The sequence below is a fragment of the Caulobacter sp. GW822-FHT07D08 genome, assembly GCF_058798735.1.
This window is the reverse complement of record NZ_JBXAKU010000007.1, coordinates 223,653-246,413: the sequence shown is the minus strand read 5'-3', so window position 1 is coordinate 246,413 and position 22,761 is coordinate 223,653. Positions and strand designations below refer to the sequence as shown.

The following is a 22,761-nucleotide window of genomic DNA, read 5'->3' as shown; positions in this document are numbered from 1 at the left end:
TCGCCGATCCCTTCCATGGCCGCGCCTCTCCCCTGGGCGCGGCCATTTTCTTTCCCAAATTCACAGCCCGAGGATCGCGTCATGGTTCTGAAAATCGATCGCCGCCGCCTGGTCCTGGCCGGCGGCCTGGGCGCCGCCGCCTTCCTGTCGCCGCTGGGCCGTTCGCTGGCCGCCGAGGTGCTGGGCGCCACGGGTTTCACCCACGGCGTCGCCAGCGGCGAGCCGGGCGTGGACTCCATGCTGCTGTGGACCCGCTACGTCCCGGCGGCGGACGGGAGCACCCCGACCCTGCGGGTCGAGGTGGCCCTGGACCCGAACTTCGCCAAGGTGGTGGCCGGCGGCAGCGTCCGCACGGGCGCCTATCGCGACTGGACGGCCAAGATCACGGTCGATGGGCTGAAGCCCGGCGCGATCCATTGGTATCGCTTCATCGCTCCGAACGGCGACAGGTCCCCGGTCGGCCGCACCAAGACCCTGCCGCTGGGGCCGGTGGATCGCTTCAACCTGGCGGTCTTCTCATGCGCCAACCTGCCCGTGGGCTGGTTCAACGCCTATGGCCACGCCGCCGCGCGCGATGATCTGGACCTGTGGCTGCACACCGGCGACTACATCTACGAATACGGCCTGGCCTCGACCCGCGACAGCGACTGGGCCGACGGCCGCAAGGCGATGCTGCAACCCGTCACCGAGATCCTCAGCCTGGCCGACTACCGCCTACGCTACGCCTGCTATCGCGCCGATCCCGACCTGCAGCGCCTGCACCAGATGGCTCCGATGGTCGGCTTCTGGGACGACCACGAGTCGGCCAATGACAGTTGGGAGGGCGGGGCGCAGAACCACCAGGCCGCCACCGAGGGCGACTGGGGCGTCCGCAAGGCCGCCGCCATGCAGGTCTATCGCGAGTGGATGCCGGTCTCCGAAGAGCCGTGGAAGGCCTACCAGATCGGCGCGCTGGCCACGCTCTACCGCACCGAGTCGCGCCTGCTGGGCCGCACCCAGCAGATCAGCATGGGCGCGGCCTTCAAGGCCGAGAACCCGGAGGCGGCGCTGAGGGCGTTCCGCGACGGGCCCTGGAGGGATCCATCGGCGACCATGCTGGGCTCGACCCAGGAGAGCTGGCTGAACCACGCCCTGAAAACTAATAAGGGCTGGCAGATGGTCGGCATGGGCACGATCCTGGGCCGCACCGTCATGCCGAAGGACGCCGTCGGCTGGCTGCGCCCCGACGCGACCGAGAAGAGCATCAACGGCTTCCGCGACAATGTCCGCGCCGCGCAGGCCGGCCTGCCGATGTGGATGGACCGCTGGGACGGCTATCCGGCGGCGCGCTCACGGCTGCTGAAGGCGGCGCAGGGCGCCGACGCCGACCTGGTCATGCTGTCGGGCGACAGCCACAACGCCTGGGCCTATGGCCTGATCGAGGACGGGCGGCCCGCCGGCGTCGAGTTCGCGGGCCACAGCGTCACCTCGAACGGCATGGAAAACGCCTTCGCGCCCGATCCCAAGACGGTGGCGGCGGGCTTCATGGCCGCCAATCCCGAGATGAAGTGGGCCGACACCAGCCAGCGCGGCTACATGATGCTGCGGATCACGCCCCAGCGGGTGACGGGCGAGTGGCTGTTCATGCAAACCATCAAGGCGCGGAGCCTCGCGGTCGCTGGCTCGCACCGGATGTCGGTGGAGCGGGGGCGGAAGGTGTTCGCGGGTTAGAGCCTGTTTATCCCGTTCAGATGGTTTTATCTGAACGGGACAGGCCCTAAGCGTCTACCGCGACCGGAACGCGCACCGTGAACGTGCTGCCCTGATCCTGACCGGCGCTCTCCACGGTCAGCGTGCCGCCGTGCAAGGTCACCAGCTGCTTGGCCAGGGCCAGACCGATGCCGAGACCGCCCTGGGCCTTGGTCAGGTGGTCCTCGACCTGGGCGAAGATCTCGAAGATCCGCGACTGCATGTCCGGCGGAATGCCGACGCCGGTGTCGGCGACGCGGATCTCGGCCATGACGCCGTCGGCGACCGCCGACAGGGTTACCGTTCCACCCTCGGGGGTGTATTTGGCGGCGTTGTTGAGCAGGTTGGACACCACCTGGGCCAGGCGCGTGTGATCGGCGTCCAGCCAGATCGGCTCGTCCGGCATCTCCGCCACGAACTGGTGCTTTCCGGCGTCGAGATTGTGCTGGCTGGCCTCGGTGGCCGAACGCAACACCTCTGTCAGCTCGATCCGTTGCTTGCGCAGCGAGATCTTGCCCTGGCTGACGCGCGAGACGTCCAGCAGGTCGTCGACCAGGTGCGACAGGTGGGTCAGCATCCGGTCCATGCGGGTGCGGATGTCGATGGCGCGTTCGGGCGCGATGTCCTTGCCCAGCAGGTGCAGGCCGCCGCTGAGCGCCGCGACCGGGTTGCGCAGCTCGTGGGCCAGGACGGCCAGGAAGCTGTCCTTGTGCCGGTCGGCGCGGCGCAGGGCCTGGGCGGCGACCTCCAGTTCGTCGCGCTGGGCCTCGATCTGCTGGCGCTGGCGGTAGAGGTCGAAGAACACCGCCGCCTTGCTGCGCAGGATATCGGCCTCGATCGGCTTCTGGATGAAGTCGACGGCGCCGGCCTCATAGCCGCGGAAGCGGCGCGTGGCGTCGGCGACGCCGGCGGTGACGAAGATGATCGGCACGTGGCTGGTGCGGGCGGCGCCGCGCATGAACTCGGCCAGCTCGAACCCGTTCATGTCCGGCATTTGCACATCGAGCAGGGCCAGGGCCACGTCGTGCACCAGCAGCAGCTCCAGCGCCTGCTCGCCCGAGCGCGCCTTCAGGCAGGTCAGGCCCTCGCGCTGCAGCAAGGCCTCGAGCGCCAGCAGGTTTTCTTCCAGGTCATCGACCAGCAGGAAGTTGATCGGTTTGTCCGCCGTCATCGCGCGGTCCCCAGACTCGACAGGTAGGATAGGATTTCGTCGTGGTTCATGATCGTGGCCGATGGGGTGGCCTCCAGCGCCGCGTGCGGCATGGCCGAGGCGTAGGCCCCGTCCGGGTTCTCGACGACCGCCACGCCGCCGACGTCCGCCACGGCCCTGAGCCCCGCGGCCCCGTCGTGATTGGCGCCGGTGAGGATGACGCCGACGAGGGCGGATCCATAATAGTCCGCCGCGCTTTCGAACAGCACGTCGATCGAGGGGCGGGAATAGTTCACCGGCTCGTCGGTCGACAGGGCCACGCAACCGTCGGTCTCGACCAGCATGTGATAGTCCGAGGGCGCGAAATAGATGACGCCCTTCTCGACCGGCTCCTTGTCCTCGGCCTCCTTGACCGTGATCCGGCACTTGGACTGGAACAGCGGCACCAACATGTTGGTGCGGTCGGGCGGCACGTGGACGACCACCAGCACGGGCAGCGAAAAGCTGGCGGGCAGGGCGGGCAGGATGGCCAGCAGCGCCTGCACCGCGCCGGCCGATGCCCCGATCGCGACGGCCTGGATCGGCGTCCCGCTCATGGCTCGCGCCTCTGGTAGATCTTTTCGCCCGGCACGAAATCGGTGAAGGCGCCGGCGTGGCTAGAGAAGCGCAGGCTCTCCTTCGAACCCAGACCCAGGAAGCCCTTGCGGGTCAGGGAGTCGCGGAAGAGACCGATGGCGCGGTCCTGCAGCGGGCGATCGAAATAGATCATCACATTGCGGCACGAGATCAGGTGCATCTCGGCGAACACCGCGTCGGTGACCAGGCTGTGGTCCGAGAACACCACCCGTTCGCGCAGCGTCTTGTCGAACGCGGCCCGGCCGTAGGCGGCGGTGTAGTAGTCCGAGAGCGACGACTTGCCGCCGGACTTCTGGTGGTTCTCGGTGAACTTGCGGATGCGGTCGATGGCGTAGACGCCGGCCTCGGCGGCGGCCAGCGCCTCGGGATTGATGTCGGTCGCGTAGAAGATCGTCCGGTCGTAGAGGCCTTCCTCCTTGAAGAGGATGGCCAGCGAATAGACCTCCTCGCCCGTGCTGCTGCCCGCGATCCAGACCTTCAGCGAGGGATAGGTCCGCAGATGCGGCAGCACCTTGTCGCGCAGGGCCTTGAAGTAGGTCGGGTCGCGGAACATCTCGCTGACCTGCACGGTCAGGAAGTCCAGCAGGCGCGGCAGCATCGAGGCGTCGTGCAGCACGCGATCCTGCATCGCCGAGATGGTCGCGAAGCCCAGATGCAGGCGCGCCTGAATCAGGCGGCGCTTGATCGACGCCCGCGCATAGTGGCGGAAGTCGTAGTGGTAGCGCTGGAACAGCGCCTCCAGCAGCAGCTGGATCTCGAGGTCTTCGATCTCGGACACCGGCTACCTCGGCATCCAGACCCGGACCAGCGACAGCAGCTTGTCCACGTCGATCGGCTTGGCCATGTAGTCGCTGGCGCCGGCGGCGATGCAGCGCGCCTGATCGTCGGGCATGGCCTTGGCGGTCAGCATCAGGATCGGCAGCTTGGTCCAGCGGGCGTCCTCGCGGATCTCGCGGGTGGCGGTCAGGCCGTCCTTCACCGGCATCATCACGTCCATCAGCACCAGATCGATGGCATTGGCCGGGTCGCCCTGGGCCGAACGGTCGAGGGCGTCGATGGCCTCCTGGCCGTTGCGGGCGATCTCGACGATGGCCCCGCGCGGCTCCAGCACGTTGGTCAACGAATAGACGTTGCGGATGTCGTCCTCGACGATCAGCACCCGGCGGCCTTCCAGCACCGCGTCACGGTTGCGGGCCTTCTTGATCATCTTCTGCTGCTCGGGCGGCAGCTCCGACACCACCTGGTGCAGGAACAGCGAGACCTCGTCCAGCAGGCGCTCGGGCGACTTGGCGCCCTTGATGATGATCGAGCTGGAATAGCGGCGCAGGCGCTGCTCGTCGTCGGCCGACAGGTCGTGGCCGGTATAGACGATGACCGGCGGGAAGGCGTTGTCGCCGTTCTGGCTGAGCGTCTCGAGCAGGCTGAAGCCCGAGGCGTCCGGCAGCGACAGGTCCAGCACCATGCAGTCGAAGGTCTGCGTCTTCAGCAGCTCCAGGCATTCGGCGGCGGTGCCGACCCCGACCGTCTCCACATCGCCCGAGGACAGCAGCTTGCCGACGGCGTCGCGCTGCACGTCGTCGTCCTCGACGATCAGCACGCGGCGCACCGTGCTGGACAGCTTCGACTGCAGGTTGGTCAACACCTGGGCCAGGTCGTCGCGCTTGACGGGCTTGATCATGTAGCCGATCGCGCCCAGCGACAGGGCTGTCTGGCTGTGGTCGGCGCCCGAGATCACGTGGATCGGGATGTGCCGCGTGGCGTCGTCGCGCTTCAGGCGGTCCAGCACCATCAGGCCGGACTCGTCGGGCAGGCCAACGTCCAGGACCACGGCGCTGGGCTTGAACCGGCGGGCCAGCTTCAGGGCGTCCTCGGCGGTGCCGGCGACCAGGCACTGGAAGCCCAGCTCGCGCGACAGGTCGCGGACAATGCTGGCGAACTTGTCGTCGTCCTCGATGACCAGCAGCACGCGGCGGCCGTTGGCCAGCTGGTCGCGGTCGTCCTCGATCGTGCGGGTCATCGGCGCGGCGGCGCGCGCGTGGACCGGGGCCGCCGGGATTGCCGGAGCGGGCGCGGGAGAGGCCGAAGGTTCCGGACGCGGCGCGACGCGGGCCGGATCGTAGGATCGCGGGATGGTGACGGTGAAGGTGCTGCCTTCGCCCGGCCTGCTCTTCAGCGCGATCTTGCCGCCGAGCAGGCGCGACAATTCGCGGCTGATCGACAGGCCCAGGCCCGTGCCGCCGTACTTGCGGCTGATGGTGCCGTCGGCCTGGCGGAAGGCCTCGAAGATGCTCTCCCGCTGTTCGCGCGCGATGCCGATGCCGGTATCGGTCACCGCGAAGGCGATCTCGTTGTCGCCCGTCGGGGTGATGGCCAGCGTGACTTGGCCGGCCTGGGTGAACTTGAAGGCGTTCGACAGCAGGTTCTTGAGGATCTGCTCCAGGCGCTGGCGGTCGGTCTCCAGCAGGGTCGGGGTATCGGCCGCGACCTTGATCTCGAAGCCCAGCTGGCGCTCGTCGGCCAGCGGCTGGAACAGCGACCGCAGGTCGTTGATCAGGCGCTGCAGCGGCACGCTCTCGGGGCGCACATCGATATGGCCGGCCTCGATCTTCGACAGGTCGAGGATGTCGTTGATCAGGGTCAGGAGGTCGTTGCCCGAGGATTCGATCGTCTGGGCGAACTTGACCTGCTCGCTGGACAGGTTGCCGGCCGTGTTGTCGCTGAGCAGCTTCGACAGGATCAGCAGCGAGTTCAGCGGCGTGCGCAACTCGTGCGACATGTTGGCCAGGAAATCGGACTTGTACTGGCTGGCCTGGGCCAGCTCGCGCGCCTTCAGCTGCACGGCCGCGCCGGTGCGCTCCAGTTCGTCGCGCTGGGCCTCCAGGGTCTGGGCCTGTTCCTCCAACTGGCTGTTGGTCTGTTCCAGCTCGACCTGCTGCTGTTCGAGGCGGGTCTGGGATTCCTTCAGGGCGCGGCCCTGTTCCTCCAGCTCCTCGTTGGAGACGCGCAGCTCCTCGCTCTGGACCTGCAGTTCCTCGGACTGGCGCTGGGTTTCTTCCAGGGCGTTCTGCAGTTGCGAGCGGTACCGAGCCGAACGCAGCGAGACGCCGATCGAGGTCGACACCTGGCTCAGGAGCTCCAGGATGCGGTCGTCGACGGCATGCAGGAAGCCCAGCTCGATGACGGCGTTGACGACATTGTCGGCGTGGGTTGGCGCCAGCACGAGGTGCTTGGGCTTGTCATGGCCGAGGGCCGAGCCGATGGTCAGATAGCCGTCGGGCACGTCGCGGACGATGGTGGCGTGGCCTTCGGCCGCCACCTTGCCCAGCAGGCCCTCCTTGATGTTGAAATGCAGCGGTGTGTCGGCGTCGGCCGGAATGCCCAGGGCGGCGGCGCGGTAGAAGCGGCCGTTCTCGCCCTTGAACAGCGCGCCGGCCTGGAAGCCGACATACCGGGACAGGAAGTGCAGGATGCTGTCGCTCAGCTCCTCGACCGTCTTGTCGCCCATCATCGCTTCCGAGAGGCCAACCTGGCCGGCCTGCAGCCACTGCTGGCGGGCGCGGGCCTGACCGCTGCGGCGGATCAGGGCGAAGACGACGAAGGTCAGCGCCGCGCCTAGCACGGCCGACAACACGCTGCTGATCAGGGCGGTGCGATGGGCGATGTCCATCTCGGCCAGGCGGATGTCGCGCAGACGGTTTTCCTCCGCGCGCATGACGTCGATCTGCTGGCGGATGGCGTCCATCTCGGCCTTGCCGCGATCGGTGTTGACGACGGCCAGAGCGGCCTGCGAACCCTTGCTGCCCCGCAGGGCGACGGTTTCGGCCAGCTCGGACAGCTTGGCGTCGATGTGGCGCCTGAGCTGGACGTGATTGGCCTGCTGGATGGGATTGTCCTTGGTCAGCGAGCCGACCGCCTCGGTCCGCGTGGCGACGTCGGTCACCGCGCGCTGGTAGGGGGCGAGATAGCGGTCGTTGCCGGTCAGCAGATAGCCCCGCTGGCCGGTCTCGGCGTCCTGGGTGGTGGACAGCAGGTCGTTCAGCGCGATCAGCACCTCGTGGGTGTGCCAGATCTTCTCGCTGTTGATCCGCAGCGTCTCGATGTTGCGATAGGCGATCACGCCGCTGATCAGGAAGAAGGCCAGGGCCAGACCCATGCCCAGCGCCGACCACAGCTCCGTTCGGGCGCCGGTCGCGGACGCTTTGCGCGGTTCGATCAGGGACATGCGGTTCTCGACGTGGAGGCTGTGCGGCGGAGCCCGCCTAAGATGACGGACGATGGCGGGATGGACGATCTTGCGGAGTTCAGCAAGCGCGCGGGACGGGCAGGGGCGGCTCGGTCCCGACGGGGCGGTAGCCTTGTTCGCGCGCGCGGACCGTCGGCTTGCCGACGCAAAGCTGCCTGATACGCTTGAAACTCACTGGATATCCCTGACCGCGCGCCCCTGAACGCGAGCCTCTAACGACTAAAGGCCGTAAAGGTTCCCTGGTCGGGCCTTTGCGGATCGGTCGCGCTTCGCGACGCCGCGGCCGTCATGCGCGCCCGCGGTCTTCAGTCTGGATCTTGTCAAAGCACATAACGTATACGATCAATGCGGACGTAAACCGCGCAAGGGGAGAAGCGCATGAGGATCCTGGCCGCCGCGATCAGCGCGCTCTTCCTGGCGACCCCTATCCTGGCGATAGGCGGCCCGGCCGGGGCGGCGACGCCCTACGAGCAGCAGGTCACCCAGGGCGACTATGTCGTCCCGAACTTCGCGTTCAAGTCCGGCGAGACCCTGCCCAGCCTGAAGCTGCACTACCGCACGCTGGGTCAGCCCAGGCGCGACGCGCAAGGTCATGTCACCAACGCGGTGATGGTCCTGCACGGCACCGGCGGCACGGGCGCGCAGTTCCTGCAGCCGCAGTTCGCCGACGAGCTGTACGGCCCGGGCCAGCCGCTGGACATCACCCGCTACTACATCATCCTGCCCGACGGCATCGGTCACGGCGGCTCGTCGAAGCCCAGCAACGGCCTGCGCGCCAAGTTCCCGCGCTACGGCTACGCCGACATGGTCGAGGCCCAGCGCCTGCTGCTGATCGACGGTTTGAAGGTCGATCGCCTGCGCCTGCTGATGGGCACCTCGATGGGCTGCATGCACGGCTTCATGTGGGGCGAGCTGCATCCGCAATTCGCGCGGGCGATCATGCCGATGGCCTGTCTGCCGGTGCAGATCGCTGGCCTGAACCGCGTCTGGCGCAAGGCGGCGATGGAGTCGATCAAGGCCGACCCAGCCTGGCGCGGCGGCGACTACGACCAGCAGCCGGTGCTGGGCCTGCGCGGGGCGGTCAACCTGATGATCGTCGCGGGCTCGGCCCCGCCGGCCTGGCAGCAGCAGGCGCCCACCCGCGACGCGGCCGACGCCTTCTTCGAGGATCGCTTCGCCAAGGACCTGCCCACGCGCGACGCCAACGACATGCTCTATCAGGTGGCCGCGTCCGGCGACTACGATCCTTCGGCGGATCTGGAAAAGATCACCGCGCCCATGACCTGGGTGAATTCCAGCGACGACTTCATCAACCCGCCCAGCCTCGGCATCGCCGAGCCGGCGGCCAAGCGGCTGAAGAACGGCAAGTTCATCCTGATCCAGGCCACGCCCGAGACGCGCGGTCACGGCACGCACACCTGGGCCAGGTTCTGGAAGAAGGATCTGGTGGAACTGTTGGCCCGCTCCGAGACGCCGTAGCGATCAGGCCGGGGAGGGGCCTTCCTCGGCCGAGACGTGGTTCAGGGCGATCACCCATCGCCCGTCCACCTTGCGCATCAGTCGCGTGTTGATCCCGCGCTGGGCCTGCTTTGGCCGGTTCAACTCATAGCGGCTGATCAGCTGGGCGGCGTCCGCCCCCAGGATTTCGACCTTGATGTCGTAGAACCGCACCTGGCCGCGGGTGGCGGCCGAGGCGCCGTAGTCGCGGATGTAGTGGTCCAGCGTGCCCTGCCAGCCGGTCTGGAAACGGCCCTTCGATACGAACACCACGCCCGGATTGAGAAACCCGGCCATGTAGCCGGAGAAGTCGCCTCGGTTCCAGGCCGCCTGCATGTCGGCGATGACCTTGAGGATGGCGGTGGTCTCGGCCGCCTCGTCCTTCACGCGGGGACATGCCCTGGACGCGGCCAGGGCCGGCGTCGCCATCATGGCCAGAGCCAGGGCCGCCAGGCCGCGCCGGCTGGCGCCTTTGATTGATGCGTCCATGCGCGATGAAGTCCCTGTTTGCGTCGCTGCTAATATTGTATACGTTATTATAAATATCGGTGTGAGGGGAAGCAGAATGCCAACCGACCGACCGGCATCTTGGGAACTTCGGCTCACACCGCGTTCTGGCGGCGGCTCGCCGCTCCTGTCGCGTGTTTCGTCGGTCCCCTTGCTCGGAAGGGGAGGCGGGCGAAGGCGCGGATCGTGGGCGCGGCCTGACTAATAGAGCGGCAGGTCGGCCCCTGGCCTTCCAACCCTTCACAAATCGGAAACACGGGCTTGACCAATTTCTGATCCAATATACCGTATTCTGTATACGGTCGGATCGAGAAGGTTTCCGGTCCTGAACCCGTCCTAGGCGGTGCTTGTCTTCGACAGACGAGTATCGAGTGCTCTCGCACGCCCGGTTGGTGACGCGAGAGAGCGTACTTGCTTTGTTTAGTGAGAACTGACGGTCCGAAAATACCTACGAAATAGATCAAGAATTGGGGGATGAGCATGAGAAGTGGTGATCAGAATATGGGCGAGGCTCGGAAAAATCTTCGCTCTATCGTTCTATGTTCCAGCATGATCGGCGGGTTCCTAGCGATCGGAGCTCCGGCTCTGGCCCAGACCGCACAGGGCGATGCGCCCGCGACGGTCGAGGAGATCGTCGTCACCGGGTCCCGTCTGGCGCGGACCGACCTGACGGCGCCCAGCCCGACCACGGTGGTCGGCGAGATGGAGATCAAGCAGTCGGGCAATGTCACGCTCGAAAAGACCCTGAACCAGTTTCCGCAGTTGGCCTCGGGCAACACCTCGACCGTCAACAACGGCGGCGGCTCGGGCGTGCTGACGGCCAACCTTCGCGGCCTGGGCTCGACCCGGACCCTGGTGCTGGTCAACGGCCGGCGCTTCATTCCGGCCAACTCGGCGGCCGACGTCGACCTGGCCAGCATCCCGGATACGCTGATCAAGCGGACCGAGATCATCACCGGCGGCGCCTCGGCGGTCTACGGCTCGGACGCCATCGCCGGCGCGGTCAACTTCATTCTGAAGGACAATTTCGAGGGTTTCGAGGCCTCGGGTCAGTACGGGGTCACCGATCGCGGTGACGCCAAGTCCAAGAAGCTGGACCTGACGATGGGCGCCAACCTGGACGGCGGACGCGGCAATGTCGCCATGTCGCTGTCCTACACCAAGCAGGATCCGATCACCCAGAACGACCGCGACTTCTCCAAGACCCCGCTGGGCGAGGTGAATGGCGCCCTGGTCTATTCGGGTTCGGGCAGCATCCCCGGCACGCGCGTGCCGCTCAGCGCCACCCAGCGCGCCCAACTGGTGGGCGTCAACCTGACCCCCAGCGGGACCTGCACCTCGGTCACCGGCATCCGCTTCGGCGCGGGCGGCGTGGTGCTGCCGTACTGCCAGCCGGAGGACACCTATAACTACGCGCCGTTCAACCTGCTGCAGCGACCGCTCGAGCGCTACAACGTCTCGACCATCGGCCACTACAATCTGACCGATCACGTCACGGCCTATGCCGAGGCGTTCTTTGTCAACTCGCGCAACAACTCGATCCTGGCGCCGGACTCGTTCACGCCGGTGACGCCGGGCGCGGCGTCCTCGACCCTGTTGGTTCCCAACTACGCCACCAACGCGGCGCTGACGCCGGCGCTGCGGCAGTTCTTCGTCAACAACGCCACGATCTTCGACCCGAACCGCACGGGCACGGCCTCGGTGGTCGGCGGCGGGCGGCGCGCCGACGAACTGGGCACCCGCAACTCGTTCTACGAGCGTCAGTCCTACGAGATCACCACCGGCCTGCGCGGCGATTTCGAGGTGATGGACCACACCTGGCGGTGGGACGCCTTCTATCAGTACATGCGCAACCGCACCGACACCCACAACGAAGGCACGATCAACCAGACGCGCCTGAGCCAGGGCCTGGACGCCATCGTCAACTCGGCCGGCCAGGTGGTGTGCCGCAGCGGCGCGCAAGGCTGCGTTCCGGTGTCGATCTTCGGCCTGGCCTCGATCAGCCCGGCGGCGGGCAAGTTCCTGACCCCCGACCGCGACGCCCACGACATCTTCGAGCGTCAGGTCGGCGGTGGTTCGCTGAGCGGCACGGTGTTCACACTGCCGGCCGGTCCCGTCGCCATGGCGGTCGGCGCCGAGTACCGCAAGGACCAGTACGCCTCCAGTCCCAGCGCCTTCGATCTGAACGGCGAGTACGGCGCGGCGTCCTCGAACGCCCTGTCGGGTTCGTTCGACGTCAAGGAAGTCTTCGGCGAGCTGCGCGTGCCGCTCCTGGCCGACCTGCCGTTCGTCAAGACCTTGGCCATCGAGGGCGCGGCCCGCTATTCGGACTACTCCTCGATCGGCGGCGTCTTCGCCTGGAAGGCCGGCGGCGAGTACGCGCCGATCGATTGGGTCCGGTTCCGCGGCGCCTATAACCGCGCGATCCGCGCGCCCAATATCGCCGAGCTCTACTCGGCCCGGGCGCAAGGCTTCACCGGCGGCACAGACCCCTGCGCCACGGCCCAGAAGCCCACGGCCGCCCAGAAGCAGCTCTGCGTCGCCCAAGGCGTTCCGGCCACCGACATCGAGACCTTCACCCAGGCCACCCTGGGCCTCACCCAGGAAAGCGGCGGCAATCCGAACCTGACCGAGGAGAAGTCCAGCACCTTCACGATCGGCGCGGTCATCTCTCCGCCGATCATCCCGCGCCTGAACATCACGGTCGACTACTTCAATGTCGAGGTGAAGAACGCGATCACGACGATCAACGCCCAGCAGACGCTGAACGACTGCTTCACCAACCTCAACCTCAGCAGCGTCACCTGTCAGGCGGTCAAGCGCCTGTCGAGCGGCCAGATCGACTTCGTCCGCACCAGCAACAGCAATATCGGCCAGCTGAAGGTGCGCGGCGTCGACGCCCAGGTGGACTACAAGCTGCCACTGCCGTCGGTGCTGGAGCTGGGCGGGCCGGCCAACCTGTCGCTGACCGCGGTGGCCAGCTGGCTGCTCGAGCGTTCGACCCAGGTCCTGGTGAACCAGAAGCCGCAGGACTGCGCCGGCTTCTACGGCGCGGGCTGCTCCAGCGGCACCGGCGGCTTCATCACCCCGGACTTCAAGCTGAACCTCAGCGCCAACTACACCAGCGGCGACGTCACCCTGCGCCTGGCGGCCCGGATGATCGGCGAGCTGGAGCTGTACCCGACCGCGACCAACGTCGTGAAGAAGGTCGATCCCACCTGGTACGTCGACGGCTCGTTCGCGGTGAACGTGACCAAGCAGGTCAGCCTGTTCGGCGGGGTCAACAACCTGCTCGACAAGCAGCCGCCGATCCTGGGCACCACCCTGGTCGGCGACGCCAACACCGACGTGTCGCTCTTCGACACGCTGGGCCGGCGCTACTTCATGGGCGCGCGACTGCGCTTCTAGGCGAATAGTCGAGGGCCGCGGGCGAAACGCTCGCGGCCTTTCGACCCTGGGGAGGGGAAACGATGAAGAGACTGGCTCGAGTGCTGCTGACCTCGGTCGCGGCCGTGATGATGGCGAGCGCGCCGCTGACCACATCGGCGGCGGCGCCGCTGGACGACGCGCCGGCCGCCAAGGCGGGCAAGGTCGCCGATCCGATCCCGAAGCGGAAGGAAGGGATCGGTCCGTTCAACCGCGTGGTGCTGCGCAACGTCACCATGATCGACGGCACCGGCGCGCCGGCCCAGGGGCCGGTCGACATCGTCCTGGTCAACGACCGCATCGCCGAGATCCGCACCATCGGCGCGCCCAAGGCGATCGATCCCTCGGCCCGCGCCGCCAAGGGCGACTACGAGCTGGATCTGACCGGCTACTACGTGATGCCGGGCTTCGTGGACGCCCACGTCCACCTGCATGACCTGAACGACGCGCAAGCCGTGCCATCGGACTACATCCTCAAGCTCTGGATCGCCAACGGCGTCACCTCGGTGCGCGAGGTGGGCAGCAGCCGGTCGATCGAGTGGCTGGCCGACATCAAGGCCCGCAGCGCCCGCAACGAGATCGTCGCGCCGCGCATCGACATCTATCCGTTCTTCCACAAGATCCGGAACACGCCCGTCAACGATCCGGTCCAGGCGCGCCTGGCCGTGCAGGAGGCCAAGGCCCGCGGCGCGGACGGCGTCAAGTTCATCGGCGGTTCCGAGGACGTGCTGTTCGCGGCCATCGAGGAGGCCCACAAGATCGGCCTCCACACCACCATGCACCACGCCCAGCCCAGCGTGGCCTTCGCCAATGTGCTGACCACCTCGGCCCACGGGCTGGAGTCGATGGAGCACTGGTACGGCCTGCCCGAGGCGATGTTCACCGACAAGCGCCTGCAGCGCTGGCCCAACGACTTCGTCAATAACGACGAGCAGGACCGGTTCGGCGAGTCCGGGCGGCTGTGGGCCCAGGCCGCCGCGCCCGGTTCGGAGAAGTGGGAACAGGTCATGCAGACCCTACTTGACCGCAAGTTCACGCTGGACCCGACCTTCACCGCCTATCTGGCCAGCCGCGACCTGATGCGCATGAGCCGCGCCACCTGGCACGACGACTACACGATGCCGGCGCTGTGGGACTATTACCGCCCCAGCCGCGTCCATCACGGCTCGTACTGGTTCGACTGGACCACCGAGGACGAGGTCGCCTGGAAGGACAACTACCGCCTCTGGATGCGGTTCGTGAACGAGTACAAGAACCGTGGCGGCGCCGTCACGGTCGGCAGCGACAGCGGCTACATCTACAACCTCTATGGCTTCGGCTACGTCCAGGAGATGGAGCTGCTGCGCGAGGCCGGCTTCTCGTCGCTGGAGGTCATCCATTCGGCGACCCAGGAAGGCGCTCGGCTGCTGGGCCACGAGGACCAGGTCGGCACGATCCGGGTGGGCCGCAAGGCCGACCTCGTCATCGTCCAGGGCAATCCGCTGGCCAATCTGAAGCTGCTGTTCGGCACCGGCTCGCTGCGCCTGAACGACCAGACCGGCAAGGTCGAGCGGGTCGGCGGCGTGGCTTGGACCGTCAAGGACGGCATCCTCTACGACGCGCGCAAGCTGCGCGAGGAGATCCGCCAGTCGGTGCTCAAGGAAAAGGCCGCGCGGGGACTGCCCGCCGGGCCGATGCCGATCGAGGCGGTCGATCTGACTCACTGATTTTTCGATGGTTCGCGTGAAGTGGGAGTAGGGGCATGAGCAAGGTTTCGATGGGACGGACGATCGCGGCGGCCTTGCTGGCCGCGAGCGTCATGGCGGGCGCCGGACAGGCCGCCGCTCAAGCCGGCGCCGCCGACGCGCAGCTGAAGGCGCTGTACGAGCGGGAGTGGGCCTGGCGGCAGGGCGAACTGGGCCGGGTTCGCGACGACAACGGCCGCTGGGGCGACGGCGCCGATCACCTGCCGCACGTCGACGCCAAGAGCCAGGCCGCGCGCCTGGCCTACTGGACCGCCGTCCTGGCCGAACTGGACAAGATCCCCGTCGCCCAGCTGTCGCCGGAGGAGAAGATCAACGCCGAGATCTTCCGCGCCTCGGTGAGGTCCCTGGCCGACAACGCCCGCTTCAAGACCTATGAGGCGCCGTTCAACGCCGACACCTTCTTCTGGTCGGGTCTCGCGCCGCGCGGCGCGTTGAAGACGGCCAAGGACTACCGCAACTACATCGCCCGGATGCGCGACATCCCGCGCTATTTCGACGAGCAGACCGCCAATATGCGGGCCGGTCTCAAGCGTGGCTTCAGCGTGCCGCGCGTGGTGGTGACCGGCCGCGACAAGACCATCGAGCCCAACCTGTCGACCGGCGCGGACAATCCATTCCTGGCCCCGTTCGAGACCATGCCGGCCTCGATCCCGGCCGAGGAGCAGGCCGCCCTCAAGGCCGAGGCCCAGCAGGTGCTCACCGGGACGGTGATCCCGGCCTACGCCAAGCTGCTGGCCTTCATCCGCGACGAATACATGAAGCAGGCCCGCACCAGTCTGGCGGCCGAGGCCGAGCCCGACGGCAAGGCCTTCTACCAGGCCCAGATTCAAGGCTTCACGACGCTCGATCTGACGCCCGAGCAGATCCACAAGATCGGCCTCGAAGAGGTCGCGCGGATCAGCGCCGAGATGGAGGCGGTCAAGGCCCAGACCGGCTTCAAGGGCACGATGCCCGAGTTCCTGAAGTTCCTGCGCACCGACCCGCAATTCTACCCGAAGACGCCGCGCGAGCTGCTGTCGTTCTCGGCCTATGTGGCCAAGCGCGTCGACGGCAAGCTGGCCGACACCATCGGCTTCCTGCCGCGCCGGCGCTTCGCGATCCTGCCCGTGCCGCCGGCCCTGGCGCCGATCTACACCGGCGGCCGCGGCGGCCTCGACAGTTGCCTGATGAACACCTACGACCTGCCGTCGCGGCCGCTCTACACCCTGACCGCCCTGACCCTGCATGAGTGCAATCCGGGCCACGCCTTCCAGGCGGCGGTGGCGGCCGAGGCCAAGAACCGCCCCGACTTCCGCCGTCAGACCTCGTTCTCGGGCTATGGCGAGGGCTGGGCGCTCTACATGGAGTGGCTGGGCACGAAGATGGGCGTCTACGACACGCCCTATGAGAATTTCGGCCGGCTGTCCTACGAGATCTGGCGGGCCAGCCGCCTGGTGATCGACACCGGCATCCACCACTACGGCTGGACCCGCGAGCAGGCCCAGCAGTACCTGCGCGACCATACCGCGCTGTCCGAGCACGAGATCGAGACCGAGATCGACCGCTACATCGCCTGGCCCGGCCAGGCCGTGGCCTACAAGCTGGGCGAGATGGTGATCCGCAGGAAGCGCGCCGAGGCCGAGGCCAAGCTGGGTCCCAAGTTCGACCAGCGCAACTTCCACGACGCGATCCTGGCGCTAGGCTCGGTGCCGCTGTCGACCCTGGAGGCGCGACTGGACCAGTTCATCGCCGACGGCGGGGTCAATCCGCCCGGCTTCAACCCGGCCCTGCCCGAAACCAGGTAGGGAGCGGGCGCCGTGGAGTCGATCGATCGACGCATGTTGCTGGCCATGGCCGGCTTGGCCGCCTCGGCGCCGTCGCTGCTGAGCGCCGCGCCCCTGGCTCCGCTCGGGCCGGCCAGCCCGTTGCCGCTGACGGACGTGCGGCTGCTGGATTCTCCGTGGCTGGAGGCGGTGGAGGCCAATCGCCGCTACCTCCACGCCCTGGAGCCAGACCGGCTGCTGCACAACTTCCGCACCAGCGCCGGACTGCCGGCCAAGGGCGCGGTCTATGGCGGCTGGGAGAGCGACACCATCGCCGGCCACACCCTGGGCCACTACCTGACGGCTCTGTCGCTGATGTACGCCCAGACGGGCGACGCCGAGTGCAAGCGGCGGGTCGACTATATCGTCGGCGAGCTGGCGGTGGTCCAGGCCGCACATGGCGACGGCTATGTGGCCGGCTTCACGCGCAAGCGCGGCGACGTGGTCGAGGACGGCAAGGCGATCTTCCCCGAGCTGATCGCCGGCGACATCCGCTCGATGGGCTTCGACCTCAACGGCTGCTGGGTGCCGTTCTACAACTGGCACAAGCTGTTCGCCGGCCTGTTCGACGCGCAAGCCTATTGCGACAACCAGCAGGCCCTGCGGGTCGCCGTCGCCCTGGGCGGCTACATCGACGCGGTGTTCGCGCGTCTGGACGACGCCCAGGTGCAGACGGTCCTCGACTGCGAGCACGGGGGCATCAATGAGAGCTTCGCCGAGCTCTACGCCCGCACCCGCGACCCGCGCTGGCTGGCCCTGGCCGAGCGCCTGCGTCACGCCAAGGTGCTGGACCCGCTCAGCCAGCGCCGCGACTCCCTGCCGTGGATCCACGCCAACACCCAGATCCCCAAGGTCATCGGCCTGGCGCGATTGCACGAACTGACCGGCAAGGCCGACCAGGCCGTGGCGGCGCACTTTTTCTGGGAGACCGTGACCCGCGACTACAGCTACGTGATCGGCGGCAACGCCGACCGGGAGTACTTCACCGCGCCCCGCACCATCTCGCGCCACATCACCGAGCAGACCTGCGAGAGCTGCAACACCTACAACATGCTGAAGCTGACCCGGCATCTCTATGGCTGGCAGCCCCGGGCGGCGCTGTTCGACTATTACGAGCGCGCCCACATCAACCACATCCTGGCCCACCAGGACCCATCGACCGGCATGTTCGCCTACATGGTCCCGCTGATGTCGGGCTCGGCGCGCAGGTTCTCGCGGCCGTTCGACGACTTCTGGTGCTGCGTCGGCTCCGGGATGGAGAGCCACGCCAAGCACGGCGACTCCATCTGGTGGCGCAGCGGCGACACCCTGCTGGTCAATCTCTACATCCCCTCGACCGCCCGCTGGGCCGAACAGGGGGCGACGTTCCGGATGGAGACCGCCTATCCGTTCGGCGAGCGGGTCGAGATCGTGGTCGAGGACCTGGACGGCCCAAGGGATGGGAAGGGCGAGTTCGGCCTGGCGCTGCGCGTCCCCGGCTGGTGCCGGGGCGCGCGGATCAGCGTCAATGGCGAGGCGATGTCGGCGGGCCCGGCCGGCGACTACACGATCCTGCGCCGCGCCTGGCGCAAGGGCGACCGGGTAAGGCTGGACCTGCCCATGACGCTGCGCACCGAGGCCACGGTCGACGACTCCAGCGTGCTGGCCGTTCTGAAGGGGCCGGTGGTGCTGGCCGCCGACCTTGGGCCGTCCAGCCAGCCCTATGACGGACCCGCTCCGGCCTTGGTCGCTCGCGATCCGCTGACCGGCTTCGTTCCCGTCGAGCCGGCGCTCGGCCAGTACCGGACAAAGGGCATCGGCAAGCCGGCCGACCTGTCGTTCGCGCCGTTCTTCCAGCAGCGCGACCGCCGCACCGCCGTCTATTTCGCCACCTTCGACGAACCCGGCTGGAAGAAACAGCAGGTCGCCTACGCGGCCGAGCAGGCGCGCTTGCAGGACCTGGCGCGGCGCTCGGTCGACGTCATGCACCTGGGCGAGATGCAGGCCGAGCGCGATCATGGCCTGACCGCCAAGAACAGCTACGCCGTCACCTATCGTGGCCGCCACGGGCGCGACGCGCGCACCTTCGGCTTCTTCGAATACAAGGCCGCGGTGAAGCCGGGGCCGCTGATCCTGCAAGCGACCTACTGGGGTGAGGAGCGCAACAAACGCTTCGACATCCTGATCGACGGCGTGCGGATCGCGACCCAGGCGCTGACCGGTCAGCATCCGGGCGATTTCTTCGATGTCGACTATCCGATCCCAAGCGAATTGACCCGAGGCAAGGGAAGCGTGACCGTACGCTTCCAGCCCGCCGACGACACGACCCGCTGTGGTCCGGTCTTCGGCGTGCGGATCTATGCGCCGTCGGGGTCTTCGAGAACAACCTGACCAGGGCATGGGGAGGAGGGGCGTTATGAGACGAGTTTCGGGATTGGCGATCGCGCTGGGCATGGCGCTGGTCGCTCAGCCGGCGCTGGCGCAGACCAAGCCGGCGAAGCCCGCCATGAGCGCCGCCACCAGCGCCGACGCGCGCCTTAAGGCGCTCTACGACGCCGAGTGGAACTGGCGCGCTCAGGAGTTCGGCCGCGACGCCGACGACGAGGGCGGCGGCGCGGGCGACCGCCTGCCGCGCGTCGATCCCGCCAGCCAGCAGCGCCGGCTGGCCTACTGGACCAACGCCCTGGCCCAGCTGGACAAGATCCCCGTCGATCAGCTGTCGCCCGAGGAGCAGGTCAACGCCGCGGTGTTCCGCACCGCCCTGGAGGCCTTCGTCAGCCAGATCAAGTACAAGGAATACGAGGACCCGTTCGGCTTCTGGACCTGGATGGCGCCGCGCGCCGGCTTCGGGACGGTCGCCGAGTATCGGGCCTATCTGGGGCGGCTGCGCGACATGCCGCGCTATGTCGATGAGCAGATCGCCAACATGAAGGCCGGGCAGGCGCGCGGCTTCACCAAGGCTAGGGCCTCGATCGAGGGGCGCCACACGACGATCGCGCCGCTGGCTTCGGGCGATCCGGCGGCCAATCCGTTCTTCGGCCCATTCGCCAACATGCCGTCGTCCATCCCGGCCGGCGAGCGCGACAAGCTGATGGAAGAGGGCAGGGCCGCCGTCACCGGCAGCGCCGCGCCGGCCTTCGGCAAGCTGCTGGCCTATGTGCGCGACGACTACATTCCGCACGCCCGGACCAATACCGCCGCCGAGAGCCTGCCGGACGGCAAGGCCTTCTACCAGGCCAAGATCCGCGAATACACGACCACAGACCTGACCGCCGAGCAGATCCACCAGATCGGCCTGAAGGAGGTGGCGCGGATCGACGCCGACATGCAGGCGACGATGAAGCAGGCCGGCTGGACCGGCGACTTCCAGGGCTTCCTGAAGTACCTGAAGACCGACCCGCAGTTCTACGCCAAGACGCCCTATGAGCTGATCGCCAAGTCGGCCTATGTGGCCAACAAGGCCAACGGCCAGTTGAAGTTCACCATCGGCCTGCTGCCGCGCTATCGCTTCACCATCGTGCCGACGCCGGCGGCGATCGCGCCGTTCGGGACGGGCGGCAATGGCGGCCTCGAGAGCTGCCTGATGAACACCTACAACCTGCCGGCCCGGCCGCTCTACACCATCCCGCCGCTGACCCTGCACGAGTGCGTTCCGGGCCACAGCTTCCAGGCGGCCCTGGCGCTGGAAGGCCCCAACCGCCCGGCGATCCGCAAGCGCACCTACTTCTCGGGCTATGGCGAAGGCTGGGCGCTCTACATGGAGTGGCTGGGCACCAAGATGGGCGTCTACGAGACGCCCTATGACGAGTTCGGCCGCGAGACCTACGAGATGTGGCGCGCCGCCCGCCTGGTGGTCGACACCGGCCTGCATCACATGGGCTGGTCGCGCCAGCAGGCGCTGGACTATCTGTCCAGCCACACCGCCCTGTCCGACCACGAGGTGACGATCGAAGTCGATCGCTACATCAACGACCCGGGCCAGGCCCTGGCCTACAAGCTGGGCGAGATGCTGATCCGCCGCAAGCGCGCGGAAGCCGAGGCCAAGCTGGGCGCCAACTTCGACCAGCGCTGGTTCCACGACGTCATCCTGGGCCTGGGCTCGGTGCCGCTGCCGACCCTGGAAAAGGCCATCGACGACTGGATCGCAGGCGGCGGCAAGAATCCCAACCCCGCGACCGTTTCCTGACCTAGTCCCTGAACATTTCCCGCCCGTCCTGGATGGAGACTTCCCTTGTTCGTTCGCTCCCTGATGCTTGTTTCCGCCCTGGCCCTGATGGCGGGCGCGCCGGCGGTCTCCCTGGCCCAGACCGCCGCGCCGGCCGCCGCCACGGCCAGCGACGCCGACAGCCGCCTGAAGGCGCTCTATGACACCGAGTGGGCCTGGCGGCAGAAGGAGTTCGGGCGACTGGCCAGCGACGCGCCGTTCAGCGGCGGCGCCGCCCAACTGCAGCATGTCGATGCGGCCACCCAGGAGACCCGCCTGGCCTACTGGACCAAGACCCTGGCCGAGCTGAACAAGATCCCGGTCGATCAGCTGTCGCCCGAGGAGAAGATCAACGCGGCGGTGTTCCGCACCAGCCTCGAGGCCTTCGTCGCCCAAGGCAAGTACCGGACCTGGGAAGCGCCGTTCAACGCCGACAGCCAGTTCTGGTCCGGCCTGTCCGCGCGCAGCGGCTATTCCAGCGCCGAAGGCTACCGCCGCTACATCGGCCGCATGCGCGATGTCCCGCGCTATTTCGACGAGCAGATCGCCAACATGAAGGCCGGCGTGGCGCGCGGTTTCACCGTCCCGCGCGAGGCCCTGAGCGGCCGAGACGCCACGATCGCCGCCTTCACCGATCCCGACCCGGCCAAGAACGGCTTCTACGAGGCCTTCGCCAACATGCCCTCGTCGATCCCGGCCGAGGAGCAGGAGAAGCTGCGCGCCGAGGCCAGGCAGGTGATCGCCCAGTCGGTGGCGCCGGCCTACCAGAGACTGCTGGCCTATTATCGCAACGAGTACCTGCCCAAGGCCCGCAAGACGATCGCCGCCGAGGCCCTGCCGGACGGCAAGGCCTACTACCAGGCGCAGATCAAGGAGTTCACGACCACCGACCTGACCGCCGAACAGATCCACCAGATCGGCCTGTCGGAGGTGGCGCGGATCTCGGCCGAGATGGAGAAGGTCAAGGACCAGAGCGGCTTCAAGGGCGACATGCCCGCCTTCCTCAAGTTCCTGCGCACGGACCCGCAGTTCTACGCCAAGACCCCCGACGAACTGCTGGGCGTGTCGGCCTATGTGGCCAAGCGCGTGGACGGCAAGCTGAAGGACACCATCGGTCTTCTGCCGCGCTACCGCTTCACCATCGTGCCGGTGCCTGCCGCCATCGCGCCCTACTACACGTCCGGCCGGGGCGGGTTGGAATCCTGCCAGATGAACACCTACGACCTGCCGTCGCGGCCGCTGTACCAGATCCCGGCCCTGACCCTGCACGAGTGCAATCCGGGCCACAGCTTCCAGGCCGCCGTGGCGCTGGAGCAGACCGGTCGGCCGGCCTTCCGCAAGCAGACCTACTTCTCGGGCTATGGCGAGGGCTGGGCCCTCTACATGGAGTGGCTGGGGACCAAGATGGGCATCTACCGCACGCCCTATGAGGACTTCGGCCGCCTGTCGTTCGAGATGTGGCGCGCCGCGCGCCTGGTGATCGACACCGGCATCCATCACGACGGCTGGACCCGCCAGCAGGCCATCGACTACCTGGCCAGCCACACGGCGTTGGCCCAGCACGACATCGAGACCGAGGTCGACCGCTATATCAGCTGGCCGGGTCAGGCCCTGGCTTACAAGCTGGGCGAACTGAGCATCCGCAAGAAGCGCGCCGAGGCCGAGGCCAAGCTGGGTCCCAAGTTCGACCAGCGCAAGTTCCACGACGTCATCCTGGCGCTCGGCTCCGTGCCGCTGCCGGTCCTGGAGGCGCGGATCGACAAGTACATCGCCGACGGCGGCGCGAGCCCGACGACGCCGGCCTCCTAAGACCTCCCCGCGGACCCAGAAAACAAGACTTCCAT

General features: G+C 67.6%; 13 protein-coding genes. 8 read left to right on the top strand and 5 right to left on the bottom strand.

Annotated elements, in window-relative coordinates:
- Window positions 1-81 precede the first annotated feature (81 nt).
- Window positions 82-1,710 (top strand): alkaline phosphatase D family protein, encoded by a 1,629-nt coding sequence (locus AC1RJ9_RS15430; protein WP_492839489.1) that lies wholly within the window; start codon window positions 82-84, stop codon window positions 1,708-1,710.
- Window positions 1,711-1,756: 46 nt separating this feature from the next.
- Here the strand turns inward: AC1RJ9_RS15430 and AC1RJ9_RS15425 are convergent, their stop codons facing one another.
- From AC1RJ9_RS15425 to AC1RJ9_RS15410, 4 genes are read right to left on the bottom strand one after another with little or no spacing between them, the layout of a single operon-like run.
- A complete protein-coding gene (locus AC1RJ9_RS15425) occupies window positions 1,757-2,899 on the bottom strand; it encodes a hybrid sensor histidine kinase/response regulator (protein WP_492839490.1) in 1,143 nt (380 codons plus the stop codon).
- Window positions 2,896-3,474 (bottom strand): chemotaxis protein CheB, encoded by a 579-nt coding sequence (locus AC1RJ9_RS15420; protein WP_492839491.1) that lies wholly within the window; start codon window positions 3,472-3,474, stop codon window positions 2,896-2,898. Before AC1RJ9_RS15420 ends, AC1RJ9_RS15425 begins: the two co-directional genes overlap by 4 nt.
- A complete protein-coding gene (locus AC1RJ9_RS15415; protein WP_492839492.1) occupies window positions 3,471-4,292 on the bottom strand; it encodes a CheR family methyltransferase in 822 nt (273 codons plus the stop codon). Before AC1RJ9_RS15415 ends, AC1RJ9_RS15420 begins: the two co-directional genes overlap by 4 nt.
- Window positions 4,293-4,295: 3 nt before the next feature.
- The gene (locus AC1RJ9_RS15410) at window positions 4,296-7,736 is read right to left on the bottom strand and encodes a response regulator (RefSeq protein ID WP_492839494.1); all 3,441 of its coding nucleotides are present in this window, start codon (window positions 7,734-7,736) and stop codon (window positions 4,296-4,298) included.
- Window positions 7,737-8,135: 399 nt separating this feature from the next.
- Here AC1RJ9_RS15410 and AC1RJ9_RS15405 point away from each other — a divergent pair, with 399 nt between their 5' ends.
- The gene (locus AC1RJ9_RS15405) at window positions 8,136-9,236 is read left to right on the top strand and encodes an alpha/beta fold hydrolase (protein WP_492839495.1); all 1,101 of its coding nucleotides are present in this window, start codon (window positions 8,136-8,138) and stop codon (window positions 9,234-9,236) included.
- Window positions 9,237-9,239: 3 nt separating this feature from the next.
- Here the strand turns inward: AC1RJ9_RS15405 and AC1RJ9_RS15400 are convergent, their stop codons facing one another.
- Window positions 9,240-9,743, bottom strand: a complete 504-nt coding sequence (locus AC1RJ9_RS15400; RefSeq protein WP_492839496.1) for a nuclear transport factor 2 family protein — start codon at window positions 9,741-9,743, stop codon at window positions 9,240-9,242.
- A gap of 567 nt (window positions 9,744-10,310) precedes the next feature.
- Between AC1RJ9_RS15400 and AC1RJ9_RS15395 the strand changes: the two genes are divergently transcribed.
- The 6 genes from AC1RJ9_RS15395 (at window position 10,311) to AC1RJ9_RS15370 (ending at window position 22,726) form a co-directional block, all read left to right on the top strand.
- A complete protein-coding gene (locus AC1RJ9_RS15395) occupies window positions 10,311-13,169 on the top strand; it encodes a TonB-dependent receptor domain-containing protein (protein ID WP_492839497.1) in 2,859 nt (952 codons plus the stop codon).
- A gap of 62 nt (window positions 13,170-13,231) precedes the next feature.
- Window positions 13,232-14,893 (top strand): amidohydrolase family protein, encoded by a 1,662-nt coding sequence (locus tag AC1RJ9_RS15390; protein ID WP_492839499.1) that lies wholly within the window; start codon window positions 13,232-13,234, stop codon window positions 14,891-14,893.
- A 35-nt stretch (window positions 14,894-14,928) separates the two neighbouring features.
- Window positions 14,929-16,716 carry a DUF885 domain-containing protein gene (locus tag AC1RJ9_RS15385; RefSeq protein WP_492839501.1) on the top strand — a complete coding sequence of 596 codons (1,788 nt, stop codon included), beginning with the start codon at window positions 14,929-14,931 and terminating at the stop codon, window positions 16,714-16,716.
- Between the two features lie 12 nt (window positions 16,717-16,728).
- Complete coding sequence (locus AC1RJ9_RS15380; protein WP_492839502.1) at window positions 16,729-19,104, top strand: beta-L-arabinofuranosidase domain-containing protein; 2,376 nt, start codon at window positions 16,729-16,731, stop codon at window positions 19,102-19,104.
- A gap of 25 nt (window positions 19,105-19,129) precedes the next feature.
- A complete protein-coding gene (locus tag AC1RJ9_RS15375) occupies window positions 19,130-20,899 on the top strand; it encodes a DUF885 domain-containing protein (RefSeq protein WP_492839504.1) in 1,770 nt (589 codons plus the stop codon).
- Between the two features lie 45 nt (window positions 20,900-20,944).
- Entirely contained in the window at window positions 20,945-22,726 is a 1,782-nt protein-coding gene (locus AC1RJ9_RS15370; protein ID WP_492839506.1) for a DUF885 domain-containing protein, read from the top strand.
- Window positions 22,727-22,761 lie beyond the last annotated feature (35 nt).

Excerpts from the sequence above, each read along its gene's own strand:
- AC1RJ9_RS15430 (WP_492839489.1), top strand. The coding sequence starts at position 82 with ATGGTTCTGAAAATCGATCGCCGCCGCCTGGTCCTGGCCGGCGGCCTG.
- AC1RJ9_RS15425 (WP_492839490.1), bottom strand. The coding sequence starts at position 2,899 with ATGACGGCGGACAAACCGATCAACTTCCTGCTGGTCGATGACCTGGAA.
- AC1RJ9_RS15420 (WP_492839491.1), bottom strand. The coding sequence starts at position 3,474 with ATGAGCGGGACGCCGATCCAGGCCGTCGCGATCGGGGCATCGGCCGGC.
- AC1RJ9_RS15410 (WP_492839494.1), bottom strand. The coding sequence starts at position 7,736 with ATGTCCCTGATCGAACCGCGCAAAGCGTCCGCGACCGGCGCCCGAACG.
- AC1RJ9_RS15405 (WP_492839495.1), top strand. The coding sequence starts at position 8,136 with ATGAGGATCCTGGCCGCCGCGATCAGCGCGCTCTTCCTGGCGACCCCT.
- AC1RJ9_RS15400 (WP_492839496.1), bottom strand. The coding sequence starts at position 9,743 with ATGGACGCATCAATCAAAGGCGCCAGCCGGCGCGGCCTGGCGGCCCTG.
- AC1RJ9_RS15395 (WP_492839497.1), top strand. The coding sequence starts at position 10,311 with ATGATCGGCGGGTTCCTAGCGATCGGAGCTCCGGCTCTGGCCCAGACC.
- AC1RJ9_RS15390 (WP_492839499.1), top strand. The coding sequence starts at position 13,232 with ATGAAGAGACTGGCTCGAGTGCTGCTGACCTCGGTCGCGGCCGTGATG.
- AC1RJ9_RS15385 (WP_492839501.1), top strand. The coding sequence starts at position 14,929 with ATGAGCAAGGTTTCGATGGGACGGACGATCGCGGCGGCCTTGCTGGCC.
- AC1RJ9_RS15375 (WP_492839504.1), top strand. The coding sequence starts at position 19,130 with ATGAGACGAGTTTCGGGATTGGCGATCGCGCTGGGCATGGCGCTGGTC.